This window comes from Allobosea sp. NPDC003192, assembly GCF_050275675.1.
In the GTDB taxonomy this organism is placed as follows: Bacteria; Pseudomonadota; Alphaproteobacteria; order Rhizobiales; family Beijerinckiaceae; genus Allobosea.
On the sequence record NZ_JBNNPK010000002.1, the window covers coordinates 425,015 to 438,875 of the forward strand.

General features: G+C 66.6%; 12 protein-coding genes. 6 read left to right on the forward strand and 6 right to left on the reverse strand.

The genetic code is table 11. The annotated features are described in order from the left end of the window. Positions 1–30: 30 nt before the first annotated feature. Complete coding sequence (tam, locus tag ACQKLX_RS04800) at positions 31–813, forward strand: trans-aconitate 2-methyltransferase (RefSeq protein ID WP_427359957.1); 783 nt, start codon at positions 31–33, stop codon at positions 811–813. Positions 814–821: 8 nt separating this feature from the next. Here the strand turns inward: tam and ACQKLX_RS04805 are convergent, their stop codons facing one another. The 6 genes from ACQKLX_RS04805 to ACQKLX_RS04830 form a co-directional block, all read right to left on the reverse strand. Beyond that, on the reverse strand, positions 822–2,465 hold the full coding sequence (locus tag ACQKLX_RS04805) for a Na+/H+ antiporter (RefSeq protein WP_427359959.1): 1,644 nt from the start codon (positions 2,463–2,465) through the stop codon (positions 822–824). Positions 2,466–2,563: 98 nt separating this feature from the next. Next, on the reverse strand, positions 2,564–3,496 hold the full coding sequence (gene kce, locus ACQKLX_RS04810; RefSeq protein ID WP_427359961.1) for a 3,5-dioxohexanoate:acetyl-CoA acetone transferase: 933 nt from the start codon (positions 3,494–3,496) through the stop codon (positions 2,564–2,566). 28 nt (positions 3,497–3,524) lie between these two features. Then, positions 3,525–4,466: a 3-hydroxyacyl-CoA dehydrogenase gene (locus ACQKLX_RS04815; protein ID WP_427359963.1), complete on the reverse strand. Its 942-nt coding sequence runs from the start codon at positions 4,464–4,466 to the stop codon at positions 3,525–3,527. Positions 4,467–4,503: 37 nt separating this feature from the next. Continuing rightward, positions 4,504–7,029 carry a branched-chain amino acid ABC transporter ATP-binding protein/permease gene (locus ACQKLX_RS04820; protein ID WP_427359964.1) on the reverse strand — a complete coding sequence of 842 codons (2,526 nt, stop codon included), beginning with the start codon at positions 7,027–7,029 and terminating at the stop codon, positions 4,504–4,506. Between the two features lie 7 nt (positions 7,030–7,036). After that, positions 7,037–7,912, reverse strand: coding sequence for a branched-chain amino acid ABC transporter permease (locus ACQKLX_RS04825; RefSeq protein WP_092156502.1), 876 nt, complete (start codon positions 7,910–7,912; stop codon positions 7,037–7,039). Positions 7,913–8,184: 272 nt separating this feature from the next. Further along, positions 8,185–9,444 carry an ABC transporter substrate-binding protein gene (locus ACQKLX_RS04830; RefSeq protein ID WP_427359966.1) on the reverse strand — a complete coding sequence of 420 codons (1,260 nt, stop codon included), beginning with the start codon at positions 9,442–9,444 and terminating at the stop codon, positions 8,185–8,187. Positions 9,445–9,561: 117 nt separating this feature from the next. On the opposite strand from ACQKLX_RS04830, the gene ACQKLX_RS04835 reads away from it, so the two are divergent. From ACQKLX_RS04835 to ACQKLX_RS04855, 5 genes are all read left to right on the forward strand, one after another. Further along, entirely contained in the window at positions 9,562–10,323 is a 762-nt protein-coding gene (locus tag ACQKLX_RS04835; RefSeq protein WP_427359968.1) for a GntR family transcriptional regulator, read from the forward strand. Positions 10,324–10,361: 38 nt separating this feature from the next. Further along, positions 10,362–11,138 carry an SDR family oxidoreductase gene (locus ACQKLX_RS04840; protein WP_427359970.1) on the forward strand — a complete coding sequence of 259 codons (777 nt, stop codon included), beginning with the start codon at positions 10,362–10,364 and terminating at the stop codon, positions 11,136–11,138. A gap of 199 nt (positions 11,139–11,337) precedes the next feature. Next, entirely contained in the window at positions 11,338–11,775 is a 438-nt protein-coding gene (locus ACQKLX_RS04845; RefSeq protein WP_427359972.1) for an SxtJ family membrane protein, read from the forward strand. Between the two features lie 13 nt (positions 11,776–11,788). Further along, complete coding sequence (locus ACQKLX_RS04850) at positions 11,789–11,938, forward strand: DUF5989 family protein (RefSeq protein WP_164470445.1); 150 nt, start codon at positions 11,789–11,791, stop codon at positions 11,936–11,938. Between the two features lie 14 nt (positions 11,939–11,952). Beyond that, positions 11,953–13,785: a carbamoyltransferase family protein gene (locus tag ACQKLX_RS04855; RefSeq protein WP_427359974.1), complete on the forward strand. Its 1,833-nt coding sequence runs from the start codon at positions 11,953–11,955 to the stop codon at positions 13,783–13,785. Positions 13,786–13,861: the final 76 nt, after the last annotated feature.

A 13,861-nucleotide genomic window follows, 5' to 3' on the forward strand; every position in this document is an offset into this window, starting at 1 on the left:
CGCCGGATCGGTGGACAGACGGAGCGGATTATGACGGGCAAGGTCGACTGGGATGCGAACCAGTATCTGCGCTTCGAGGACGAGCGGACGCGGCCGCCGCTCGACCTGATCCAGCGCGTGCGCCTCAACGACCCGCAGCGCTGCATCGATCTTGGCTGCGGGCCCGGCAACAGCACCGAGCTGGTCGCCGCCCGCTTTCCGGGAGCGGCGGTGGAAGGGCTCGATTCGTCGCCGGATATGCTGGAGAAGGCGCGCAAGCGCCTGCCGCAGCTCTCCTTCACGCTGGCCGATCTGGAGAGCTGGTCGGCCGAAAGCCGCTACAACCTGATCTTCGCCAATGCGGCGCTGCAATGGATTCCCGACCACCCGGCTCTGTTTGCGCGGCTGGCCGGGTCGCTGGCGCCTGGCGGGGTTCTCGCGGTGCAGATGCCGAACAACCTCAGCGAACCGTCGCATGTGTCGATGGACGCGGCCGCGGCAGAGGGGCCATGGGCGGCCCGCCTCGCCAATGCGCGGGCCTCGAAGGCGGTGATCGGCTCGTTCTCGGATTATCGGCGCTGGCTGATGGAAGCCGGCTGCCAGGTCGACATCTGGCAGACGACCTATGTCCATGCGCTCGCTGGGCACGATGCGATCGTCGAGTGGTTCAAGAGCACAGGCCTGAAACCCTATATCGACCCGCTGCCGGCCGGGGAGCGCGAGGCGTTCCTCGCCAGCTATCGCGAGAAGATCGCCGCGGCCTATCCGGTCGAGCCGGACGGCAAGGTGCTGCTGCGCTTCCCGCGTTTGTTCATCCTCGCGACCCGGGCATAACCCGGCTGTCAGCGCGACCCAGCCTTCGACTCGGCCAGCACGTCGTGCAGGACGAGTTCGTGCGCCAGCGCGTTGAAGGTCGTATCGTCGATCTCGCCGCTCCTGAGCAGGCCGCGCAGCGCCTCGCGCTCCGCCGCCAAAGCGGTTTGCCGCAAGGTGCTTTCGGACCGCTGTAACGCGACTGCCTCTTCGCGCGGCGTCTGGCCGTCGTCGAGCAGAGCAAGGCGCCGCCGGTAGGTCGCGATCAGTCCCTCCGCCACCGCCTGGTCGACGGTCGCGGCGCCGTCGGTGCCGCCGCGATGGGCGACACCTTCCAGACGGGCGATCGCCGCCTCGGTGGCAGCGATCCGGGCGCGTCTCATCTCCGTGGCGTGGATAGCGCCATGGCTCACGGCCAGTCCGTTCACGATCGGCGGCAGGCCGAGGCTGGCAATCGCCAGCCAGAGCAGGATCACGCCAGCAGCCAGGAAAATTGCGGCATCGCGCCCGGGAAAGGGAGAGCCGTCGAGCGCCAGCACGGGGAATGACAGCACGCCGGCGAGCGTGACCGCGCCACGGACGCCGGCGACCGAGCCGGCCAGCCGGGTGCGCAGCGTGGTGTGAAACTGCTCCAGGCGAAGGCGCCGGCTGACGACGCCGCTCAGCGCGATGGCGACGGTGATCCAGACAAAGCGCAGCAGGATCAGGCAGAGTGTCAGCGCGACGATGATGCCGAGCGGCTGCCAAAGCCAATGAGAGTCGATGAGCGCCGGTGGAACGGTGCGGATGATTGCCGGCAGTTGCAGACCGAGCAGGACGAAGAGCGTGCCGTTCAAGAGGAAGGCCAGCATCGTCCAGAACGAATGGGCGAGCATATAGGCGGAAACGCTGAGCTGGTTGGCCGTGCGCGTGCGCCCGACGGTGAGTCCGGCGACGACGGCGGCGAGCACGCCTGAGGCATGGACGGCCTCCGCCGCGAGGAAGGCTGCGAAGGGCAGGAACATGATGACCAGCACCTGCGCTTCCGGCGCGATCCGGTCGAATTTCGCCAGCAGCTTCAGCACCCAGGAGACGACGACGACCGCGAGCAGGCCTGCGGCGATGCCGCCGGCGACGGCGAGGAGGAAAGCCAGCGAGGCCTGCCAGAGCGAGAAGCTGCCGGTCAGGGCAGCCGCGGTGGCGAAGCGGAAGATCACCAGGCCCGACGCGTCGTTGAGCAGCGATTCCCCTTCGAGAATGTGCATCAGGTTCTTCGGCACGGTCTCCTTGTCGACGATGGCGGATACGGCGACCGCATCGGTCGGCGAGAGCACGGCAGCGAGCGCGAAGGCGACCGGCAACGGCATGGACGGCACCAGCCAGTGCAGGGCAAGCCCACCGAACAATGTGGTGAAGAATACCAGCCCGACGGCGAGCGACAGGATCGGCCGCAGCAGCTTGCGATATTCGCGCTTCGGCGCCTCCCAGGCATCGGCGAAGAGCAGCGGGGCGATGAAGAGCAGGAGGAAGAGCTCTGGATCGATCCTGGGATGGAAGCCGGCTGTCGGCCAGGCAAGCGCTGCGCCGAGGCCGATCTGGATGATCGGCAGCGGGACGATCCTGAACAGCCGGGTCAGCGGCTGTGAAGCCACCACGGCCATCACCAGGATCAGGATGAAGGTGAAAGTCTGCATGAATTGCGCGGCCAGCCGAGTTCGCTCTGGGATTGGCCGCGAGGTTTAGCCATTGGCGTCCGGCGAGCCAACCTCGCCGGACACGATCCAGGGTGATCTCAGAACGCGACCTTGTCGGCGCCCTTGAGCTGGAGCTGCTCGCGGGCATCGTCGGGCGTCGCGATCTCCAGGCCGAGGCCCTCGATGATCTTGCGCGCGGCGCGGACCTGGTCGGCGTTCGACTTGGCGAGCTGGCCGGGGCCGAGCCAGAGCGAGTCTTCCAGGCCGACGCGCAGATTGCCGCCCATCGCGACCGCCATCGCCGCGATCGGGAGCTGGTGGCGGCCGGCGCCGAGCACCGACCAGTGATAGTCGTCGCCGAAGAGCCGGTCGGCGGTGCGCTTCATATGGGCGACGTCCTCGGGATGCGGGCCGATGCCGCCGAGCAGGCCGAAGACCGACTGGACGAAGAAGGGCGGCTTCACCAGCCCGCGATCGACGAAATGGGCGAGCGTGTAGAGATGGCCGATGTCGTAGCACTCGATCTCGAAGCGTGTGCCGTTCTCGGCGCAGGTGGTCAGGATGTTTTCGATGTCCTTGAAGGTGTTCTTGAAGACGCGGTCGTTGGAGCCTTCGAGATAGGGCCGCTCCCAGTCATGCTTGAACTCCTTGAAGCGGTTCAGCATCGGGTAGAGCCCGAAATTCATCGAGCCCATGTTGAGCGAGGCGACCTCGGGCTTGAAATGGGCGCAGGGTTGCAGCCGCTCCTCGACCAGCATGGTCGGGGCGCCGCCGGTGGTGATGTTGATGACGCAGTTCGAGCGCTGCTTGATCACCTTGAGGAAGGGCTCGAAGGCTTCGGGCGACTGGTCGGGCTGGCCGGTCTTCGGGTTGCGGGCATGGACGTGGACGAGCGCCGCGCCGGCCTCGGCCGCACCGACCGCGGCATCGATGATCTCGTCGGGCGTCACCGGCAGATAGGGCGACATCGAGGGCGTGTGGATCGCGCCGGTGACGGCGCAGGTGATGATGACTTTGCGGTTCTTGGCCATGCGATAGTCCTTCCCTAAATCCTGAAACTCACGCCGGCTTGCGCTTCGCCGCGCGCTTGTGCGCCTGCAAGGCGGCGAGACGGCTGTCGCGCCAGTCGCTGAGGCGCTTGACGCGGCTGGCTTCCTGCGCGCCGCGCCATTCGCGCATGACCTCGGCGACCGTCTCGGGCTTGAACGGGTTGCCGAGCCCTTCAGAGGATTTGACCATGCGGTCGAGCGATTCCGAATAGCGTGCGCAGTAATCCGGGATCCCGCCGGGCGCATTGAGCTCGATCGTCTCGAACGGCCCCATGAACGACCAGCGCAGGCCGAGCCCGTCGCGGATGGTCTTGTCGACGTCTTCGGCACTGGCGACGCCTTCGCCGACGAGGCGGAAGGCCTCGGCCAGCAGCACCGCCTGCAGCCGGTTGAGCACGAAGCCGGGCTTTTCCTTGCGCAGCATGATCGCGACCTGGCCGGCCTGCTCGTAGATGCGCTTGGCCTTGGCGACGATCTTGGGATCGGTCCAGGGCGCCGGCGCCAGCTCGACGATCGGCACCAGATGCGGCGGGTTGACCGGATGGGCGACGAGGCAGCGGGCGCGACCCTTCAGCGTCTCCGAGAAGGTCGAGGCCATGATGAAGGAGGTCGAGGAGGCGAGGATCGCGGAAGCGGGCGCGAGCGCGTCCATCTGCGCGAAGAGCTCGCGCTTGGCCTCGACCGTCTCCGGCCCGTTCTCCTGCACCAGCGCCACGCCCTTCAGCGCGTCGGCAAGGTCTTTCGCGACGCGGATGCGGGCGAGCGAACCCGCGGGATCGTCAACGAGGCCATGGCCGGCGAGTTCCCTGAGGTTCTTGCCGATATGGGTGCGGGCGGCCTTGGCGGCCTCCGGCTTCACATCGTGCAGCGCGACCTCGAAGCCATGGCTGGCGAAGACGGTGGCCCAGGCGCGGCCGATCAGGCCCGAACCGACGATGGCGATCTTGGTCATGCGATCCTGTCCATGGCAGTCGAAGAAGAGGGCTCGGTCAAAGCCACAGCACCTGCCGCCGCAGCGCAAGGTCCTGGCTGAGGGCGCGGGATGGGCCGATATGGGTGACCTGGCCGCGCTCGAGCACGACGGTGCGGTCGGAGAGCGCTAGCGCCAGGTCGAGATGGTGGTCGACGATGACGATAGCGATCTCCTTGCGGAGCTTGTCGAAGGCCTCGAACAGCTCCTCGACCACGGCCGGCGCCAGGCCCTCGAAGGGCTCGTCGAGCAGGAGCACCTTGGTGTCGCCGGAGAGGGCGCGCGCCACCGCGACCATCTGCTGCTCGCCGCCGGAGAGATAGTCGGCCGGCGACTGCCAGCGCTCCCTGATGCGCGGGAAGAAGGAGAAGATCTTCTCGTCCTCCCAGTGCGTGCCATTGCCGGTGCGGCGGCGCAGGCGGCCGAGCTCCATATTGTCCTTGACGCTCATGCCGGCGAAGAGGCCGCGTCCCTGCGGGACATAGGCGATGCCGGCGCGGGCGATCTGGGCCGGCGGCAGGCGGGCGATGTCGTCGCCGGCGAGGCTGATCGAACCGGAGGCAGGCGGGGCGATGCCGGTGATGGTCTTGAGCAGGGTCGACTTGCCGGCGCCGTTGCGGCCGAGCAGAGCGACGATCTCGTTCTCGTGCACGCCGAAGCTGACCTGCCGCAGGATGTGGCTCTTGCCGTAGAAGGTGTCGACCTTGTCGAGGCCGAGCAGCACCTTGTCGCCGGCGGCGCTCTCGCGCGGCTTCTCGGCCAGCGCATGGGCGCCGGAGCCGATATAGACCTCCTGCACCTTGGGCGAGGAGCGGGCGTCCTCCACCGTGCCGTCGACCAGCACCGAGCCTTCGTTCATCACGGTGACATGGTCGGCGATGGCGAAGACGCGGTCGATGTCGTGCTCGACCAGCAGCACCGGCAAATCGGTCGAGATCGACTTGATGAGGTTGCCGACGCGCTCGCGTTCGGCCGCGGCGAGGCCGGCGAGCGGCTCGTCGAGCAGGAGCACGCGCGGGCTGGTGGCGAGAGCGAGGCTCATGTCGAGCAGGCGCTGGCCGCCATAGCTGAGCGAGCCGGCTTCGGCCTGTTCGATGCCGGAGAGGCCCATGGTCGAGATGACCTGGCGGGTCTCGTCATTGACCTGATCCAGCCCACCAGCCGCCTGCCAGAGGCCGAAGCGCTCGGGTGCGCGCGCCTGCACGGCGAGCCGGACATTCTCGGCGACGGAGAGCGCCGGGAAGAGGTTGGTGATCTGGAAGGCACGGCCGATGCCCGCCTGGGTGATCGCCTCGGGCGAGAGGCCGGCGACGTTGCGCTCGCGCAGGCGGACCTCGCCGCGATCGGGCGCGAACATCCCGGAGATCAGGTTGAAGGCGGTGGTCTTACCGGCGCCGTTCGGGCCGATCAGCGCGTGCAGCTTGCGGTCGCGCATGGTGATGTCGACGTTCTCGACCGCCTTGATGCCGCCGAAGCTCTTGGCGAGGCCGGTCGCGGTCAGGATCGTGCCGTCGCCGGCGTCGGCCGGCTTCATGAAGGCGGGGAGTTCGACCGCACCGGCCTTGCGGGCGGACATGGCAGCGTCCTCGGCGACCTGCTTGCGGAAGGGTTTCAGCAGGCGCTGGCCGACGCCGACGAGACCATCCGGCGAGAAGACGATGAAGGCGACGAAGAGCAGGCCGAACCAGAACAGCCAGTTCTCAGTGACGCTGGAGAGCAGATCGCGGAAGACGACGAAGAAAAGCGCGCCCAGCGCCGGCCCAAGGAAGGAGCGCATGCCGCCGATCACCACCATCGCCAGCAATTCGCCTGAGAAGGCGACCGAGATCGGCTCGGCCGAGGTCATGCGGTTGTTGAAGAGCAGGAGCGTGCCGGCAAGGCCGGTCAAAGCCGCCGAGACGGTGAAGGCGACGAGCTTGTAGCGGGTGGTGGCATAGCCGAGGAAGCGGGCGCGCTGCTCATTCTCGCGGATGGCGACGAGCACAGTGCCGACCGGCGAGCGGTGGAAGCGCCAGAGCCCGTAGACCACGGCGAAGCCGATCGTCGCCACCAGCACATAGAAGGGCAGGGCGATCTCGAAATCGATGCCGGCGAAGAGCGGGCGCTTGATGCCCCCCAGGCCGTCCTCGCCGCCGGTAACCGAAGTCCAGCGGAAGGCGACCGAATAGATCATGGCGGCGAGCGCCAGCGTCAACAGTGAGAAATAGACGCCGCGGCGGCGCAGGATCAGCGCGCCGAAGGCGAAAGCGATGACAGCGACGAGCGCGACCGCGAGCAGGATCGGCAGGGCGAACTGGCCGGGCAGCCAGTTGCGCTGGATCAGGCCGGCTGCATAGGCGGCGATGCCGAACCAGGCGCCATGGCCGAAGGAGACGAGGCCGGTCGTGCCGACGAGGATATTGAGCGCCATGCAGGCGATGGCGAAGACGACGACCTCGGTGGCCGATGTCGTGCCGAGCCCGACCGCATGCATCAGCGAGGGCAGGATGGCGAGACCGATGGCGGCGATGGCGAGCGGGAGATAGTCGCGCTGGGAGCTGGTCATGACGGCCTCACTCGAAGCGCTGGATGCGCTCGCCGAACAGGCCGCGCGGACGGAAGAGCAGGACGAGCAGCATCATCAGGTAGATCACCGCGGTCGACCATTGCGTCAGGCCGAGGCCGATGGTGATGCCCTTGACCAGGCCGACCATCAGCGCGGCGACGACGACGCCCCAGAAGGAGCCGAGGCCACCGATGACGACGACGACGAAGGCCGGGGTGATGATCTCCTGGCCCATGGCCGGATGGATCGAATAGATCGGCGCGAGCAGCACGCCGGCGAGGCCGGCAAGGCCGATGCCGATGCCGGCGACCGTCATCATATAGGGTTGCAGGGAGATGCCGAGCGCGCCGACCATGTCGGGGTTCTGTACACCGGCGCGCACGACGCGGCCGAAGGCGGTGCGTTGCAGGAGGAACCAGAGGCCGAGCACGCAAGCCGCCGCGATCAGGATCAGCAGGGCGCGGTAGCGCGAATAAATGAAGTCGCCGATGAAGAGCTGGCCGCGCAAGGCGGGCGGGATCGAGAAGGAGAGCGGCGGCGCGCCGAAGATCATGCGCAGGCTCTGCTCGGCGACCATGGCGAGACCGAAGGTCAGGAGCAGCGAGAGGATCGGGTCGGAGCGGTAGAAGCGCTGGAACAGCCCGCGCTCGATGACGATGCCGATCAGCGCGACCAGCACTGGCGAGGCAATGATGGCGCCGCCGAAGCCGATATGGGGGGCGAGCACGATCGTGAGATAGGCGCCGATCGCATAGAAGGCGCCATGCGCCAGGTTGACGATGCCGCCGAGCGAGAAGATCAGCGACAGGCCGAGCGCGATCAGGAGGTAATAGACCCCGTCGAGCAGCCCGTTCAGCACCTGCTGGATGAAGAGGGTGAGCAAGGGATGGCCTTTGTCCGGGTTGCTTTCAGCCGCCTGAAAGGGCGCGGGGAACCCTTCTCCCGTGTGGGAGAAGGGCAGGGATGAGGGCTTGCCCTCACCGATAAAGGTCGCAGCGGTGCCGCCTCGCTTTGATGATCAGCGGCGGTCCCTCACCCCTGCCCCTCTCCACTGATCTCGGGCTTGCCCGAGATCAGAACTCAGAGTGATCGAAGTCGGGTAGACCCGACTTCGATGCGGGAGAGGGGGTCGCGCAGTGCCTGTACCGAACGACTTCAGCTCATCTTGCAGACGGCTTCGTCGCCCTGGGTGGCGATGACCTCCATGTCCTCGTTCGGGCCGGGCACCGGCGGTGAGGAGGTGAAGAGATCCCACTGGTTCTTGACCTGCGCCGCTGGCAGAGCGGTGATCGTGTACATCTCACTGATCAATTGGTGGTCGGAGGCGCGGAAATAGCCCTGGCGCGGCTTCATCACGTCGAACTTCGCGCCCTTCTCGAGATGCTCGAGGATCTTGGCGGTGTCGGTCGATTTCAGCTCGTTCATCGACTGGGCCATGACCTTGACGCCGACATAGTCGCCCCAGGCCTGGTTCTCCGGCGGCTTGCCGTATTTCTTGGTGAAGGCGGCGACGAAAGCCTTGGTCGAGGGCGTGTCGATCAGGTGATGCCAGACGCAGGGCCAGATGCCGCCGAAATTGTCCTTGCCGGCGGCCCAGGCGAGGGCGGTGTCGAAGCCGAAGCCGGCGACCGGGAAGGTCAGGCCGAACTCGGAATACTGCTTGAGGAAGTTGGTGATCTGGTTGCCGGCGAGATTCGAGATCACGAGATCAGGCTTGGCCGCGCGGATCTCCAGCAGCAGCGCCGAGAAGTCGGTCGCGTCGGTCGGAACCAGCTTGTCGGCGGCGAACTGGCCGCCATTGGCCTCCATGAAGCGCTTGGCGACCTTGCTGAGGTCATGGCCGAAGGCGTAGTCGGCGGTGAGCGAGAACCACTTCTTGCCCTTGACCAGCCCCTGCGCCAGCAGCGAGCGGCCGGCGCTTTTCACATACATCGAGTTCTGATGCTCGACATGGAACATGTAGCGGTTGCAGCTCTCGCCGCGCAGGGCGTCGGAATTGCCGCCGGTGTTGAGGAAGAGCGTCTTGTTGCGGGCCGCGACCTGCGAGATCGTCAGGCAGGAGGCCGAAGAGATTTCGCCGATGATACAGGCGACCTTGTCGCGCTCGATCATGCGCTCGGCCTTGGTCGAGGCGGTCTGCGGGTTGACCGAGTCCTCCTTGAGGAGTTCGAGCTTGCGGCCGTTGATGCCGCCGGCGGCGTTGATCTCCTCGGCAGCAAGATCGGCGGCCATGACGCCATATTCGCCGAGCGGGCCGAGGAAGCCGGTGCGCGGGGTCAGGTGCCCGAAGCGGATCGCTTCCGAGGTCTGCGCGAGAATGACCGCCGGGCTGGCGATCAGGCCGGTGGCCACACCGCCGAGCCCGACGAGCGTCTGGCGACGCGAAAGGCCCTTGATCCTTGACTGCTCTGACATTCCGTTCCTCCCAGAACTCGCCCGCGCTCTTCGGCGTCGGATTGCGTGGATCGTCTTCTTCACTGCGCGGTCTCGGACCGCTTGTCGTGATCTGTGATCACAGTTAGGTTGGCAGACATGGTTGCCCGAGTCCAGCCCTCTGATGCACTGCAATCGCGACCTGCCTCCTCCGCCCTGGGGAAGGCCGGTGAGGCGTCGGCGCTTGATGAGGTCGGCTCGCTCCTGCACGAGACGCTGGGTGAGCGCGTCACCGGCGAGCTCAGGGCGCTCCTGATCGCGGGACGGTTGGCGCCGGGCGAGAAGCTGTCGCTGCGCCGCGTCGCCGAGGCGCTCGGTGTCTCGATGATGCCGGTGCGCGAGGCGGTCAGCCGGCTCGCCGCGGACAAGGCGCTGGAGGTCCTGCCGGGGCGGGCGGTGCGCGTGCCGGTGCTGACGCTGACGCAGTTCCGCGAGCTCACCCGGATCAGGCTGGTGGTGGAGGGCTTCGCGGCCGAGGAGGCGACGAAGGTCATCACCGACGCGCAGATCGCCGTGGTTGCCCAGCATGAGGCGGCGTTCCTGGCGGCGGCGAAGGACCCGCCGGATCCGGCCGCCGCGGTCGGCGCCAATCGCGACCTACATTTCGCGCTTTATGAAGCGGCCGGCATGCCCTCGCTGATCGAGATGATCTCCCGACTCTGGCTCAAGGCCGGGCCTATCCTCAATCTCGACATGCGGCATGAGCCGCGCCGGCTCGATGGCGGCAGTGCCGTCGTCGCGCATGCGCAATTGCTGGCGGCCCTGCGGCGGCGTGATCCAGCAGCGGCGCGGCAGGCGCTGATCGAGGACATCAGCGCCGCGGCCGAGCATATCGAACGGACGGCGCGGCTGGCGGAATAGTCGATCGGCCTCACAACGAAGGAAAAGGGACGGAAACGATGGATCTGACGATCAAGGGCTTGCGCGTGCTGGTGACGGCGGGCGCCAATGGCATCGGCCGGGCGACGGCGCGCGCCTTCGCTGCTGAGGGCGCCAAGGTCCATATCTGCGATGTCGACGAGAAGGCGCTCGCCGAGATGGCTGAGAGCGATCCTGCGATCACGCGCTCGGTCTGCGACGTCTCCGACCGCAAGGCGGTGGCGCGGCTGTTCGAGGAGGCGCTTGCCGCGCTGGGCGGGCTCGACTGCCTGGTCAACAATGCCGGTATCGCCGGGCCGACCGGGCGCGTCGACGAGATCGCGCCGGAGGACTGGGACGCTTGCGTCGCCATCGACCTGACCGGCCAGTTCAACTGCACCCGGCTCGCCGTCGAGCACCTGAAGCAGTCGAAGAATGCCTCGATCGTCAATCTCTCCAGCCAGGCCGGCAAGCACGGCTTCCCGCTGCGCTCGCCCTACGCGGCAGCGAAATGGGGCGTGATCGGCTTCACCAAGGCGCTCTCAGCCGAGCTCGGCGAGTTCGGCATCCGGGCCAATGCGATCTGCCCCGGTCTCGTCGACGGGCCGCGCATCCAGAGCGTGATCGCCAACAAGGCGCGCTCGCTCAATGTCTCGCATGACGAGATGACGGACCGGCTCTTCGCCGGCGTCTCGATCAAGCAGTTCGTCGATCCCAAGGACATCGCCAAGCAGATCGTCTTCCTGGCCTCGCCCTTCGCCAAGACGATCTCCGGCCAGGAGATCTCAGTCTGCGGCGATACGCGGATGCTGAGCTGAAGGGCTGGCGTCATTCTCGGGCGAAGCGAAGCGCAGACCCGAGAATCTCATGACAAGAAGGCACCGGTCGGAGCCTCATCCTGCCTGAGATGCTCGGGTCAAGCCCGAGCATGACGAGCTGGTGGCCGCGACGCTGCCTCTACCCTGTACCTTCCTCCCTTAATCGCCTAGAGGATGCCGCCTGAACAGGAGCGGCGGCTTGTCGAAGGGCGTCCATCACGAATTCCAGGCCGGGGCCGGCCATGACGACCATGAAGGATCGAGCGATCGCTCCTTCGGCTTCGTCTTCGCCGCCGTCTTCGCGCTGATCGGCCTCTACAACGCCTGGCATCATGGCCGGGCCTGGCCCTGGCTCGCGCTCATCGCCGCCGGCTTCCTCGCGGTCGCGTTGATCCGGCCGGTGGTGCTGGCGCCGCTGAACAAGCTCTGGATGAAGTTCGGCCTGCTGCTGGCGGCGATCATCAACCCGATCGTGCTCGGCATCCTGTTCTTCCTCGTCTTCACGCCGATGGCCTTCATCGCCCGGCTCGTGGGCAAGGACTTCCTCAGGCTGAAGAAGCAGCCGGAGGCGAAGAGCTACTGGATCGTTCGCGATCCGCCGGGGCCAGAGCCGGTCTCGATGAAAGACCAGTTCTGACGGGATTGCTGCGATGTCGTTCCTGCGTGAGTTCTTCCGCTTCATGGCGGCGCGAAAGAAGTTCTGGCTGGTGCCGATCCTTCTGATGTGCGTGCTGCTCGGCGGCCTGCTCTTCCTGACCAAGGGCAGCGCGATCGCGCCCTTCATCTACACGCTGTTCTGAGCGTCCCGGCCGCGATGCGCATTCTCGGGATTTCGGGGCTCTATCATGACAGCGCGGCGGCGCTGGTCGTCGACGGGCGCATCGAGGCGGCGGCGCAGGAGGAGCGTTTCACTCGCCGCAAGCACGATGCCGAGTTCCCGAAGCACGCGGTCGAGTACTGCCTTTCGGTCGCCGGCTGCGGGCTCGACGAGCTCGATGCGGTCGTCTTCTACGACAAGCCCTTCATCAAGTTCGAGCGACTGCTCGAGACCTATCTCTCCTTCGCGCCGCGCGGTTTCACCTCGTTCCGCATGGCGATGCCGCTCTGGCTGCGCGAAAAACTGTTCCAGAAGCAGATCATTGCCAAGGAGCTGAAAAAGCTCAGCCCCGGCTTCGATGTCGAGAAGCTGCTCTTCACCGAGCATCACCTCTCGCATGCGGCCTCCGCCTTCTACCCCTCGCCCTTCGAGGAGGCGGTGGTGCTGACCATGGACGGGGTCGGCGAATGGGCGACGATGACGCTCGCCATCGGCAGGGGGAACGATCTCAAGGTCCACAAGGAGCTGCACTTCCCACATTCGCTCGGGCTGCTCTATTCGGCCGTGACCTATTACATCGGCTTCAAGGTCAATTCCGGCGAGTACAAGGTGATGGGCCTTGCGCCCTATGGCGAGCCCCGCTTCGCCAAGCTGATGCTGGAAAAGCTCGTCGACCTGAAGGAGGACGGCTCCTTCCAGCTCGACCAGAGCTATTTCAATTATGGCGTTGGCCTGACCATGACCAATGACAGGTTCGCCGCCCTGTTCGGCGAGCCGGTCCGCAAGCCCGAGCAATTGCTGACGCAGTTCCACATGGACATGGCCGCCTCGGTGCAGGCTGTGACCGAGGAGATCGTGCTCAGGCTCGCCCGCTCGGTCCGGGCCGAGACCGGCATGACGAATCTCTGCCTCGCCGGCGGTGTCGCCCTGAACTGCGTTGCCAATGGCAAATTGCTGCGCGAGGGCCTGTTCGACGGGCTGTGGATCCAGCCGGCGGCGGGTGATGCCGGCGGGGCGCTCGGGGCAGCGCTCGCCGGCTACCATCTCTTCCATGGCAAGCCACGCGAGGTGCCCGCCAAGGGTGACGCCATGCGCGGCAGCTATCTCGGCCCAGACTTCAGCCAGGCGGAGATCGAAGCCGAGCTGACGGCTGCCGGCGCCAAGTTCGAGGTCTTGGATGAGGCCGCGCTGATCGAGGCGACGGCCCAGGGCCTCGCCGACGGCAAGGCGGTCGGCTGGATGCAGGGCCGGATGGAGTTCGGGCCGCGCGCGCTCGGCGGCCGCTCGATCCTCGGCGATCCCCGCTCGCCGGCGATGCAGAAGACGCTCAATCTCAAGGTGAAGTACCGCGAGAGCTTCCGGCCGTTCGCGCCCTCGGTGCTGCGCGAGGACGTCGCCGACTGGTTCGAGCTCGATGGCGATTCGCCCTACATGCTTCTCGTCGCCGATGTCCGCGAGGGCTTGCGGCGTGAGATGACGCAGGAGGAAAAGGCGCTGTTCGGCATCGACAAGCTCAACGTGCCGCGCTCGACCATTCCCGCCGTCACCCATGTCGATTATTCGGCCCGCATCCAGACGGTCCATGCAGAGACCAATCCGCGCTATCACCGGCTGATCTCGCGCTTCAAGGCGCTGACCGGCTGCCCGGTCGTGGTCAACACCTCCTTCAACGTTCGTGGCGAGCCGATCGTCTGCACGGCGAGCGACGCTTTCCGCTGCTTCATGGGCTCGGAGATCGAGCTGCTGGTCGTCGGCAACTGCCTGCTGCGCAAGGAGGAGCAGGACCCGGCGCTGAAGCTGAACTACAAGGACGCGTTCGAGCTCGATTGAGCAGCGTCGCCGTGACAATCACATTGTGCGGTGGATCAGGGCAGACCGATGCCGGAGCTGTGCTCCGGCTGCGCGA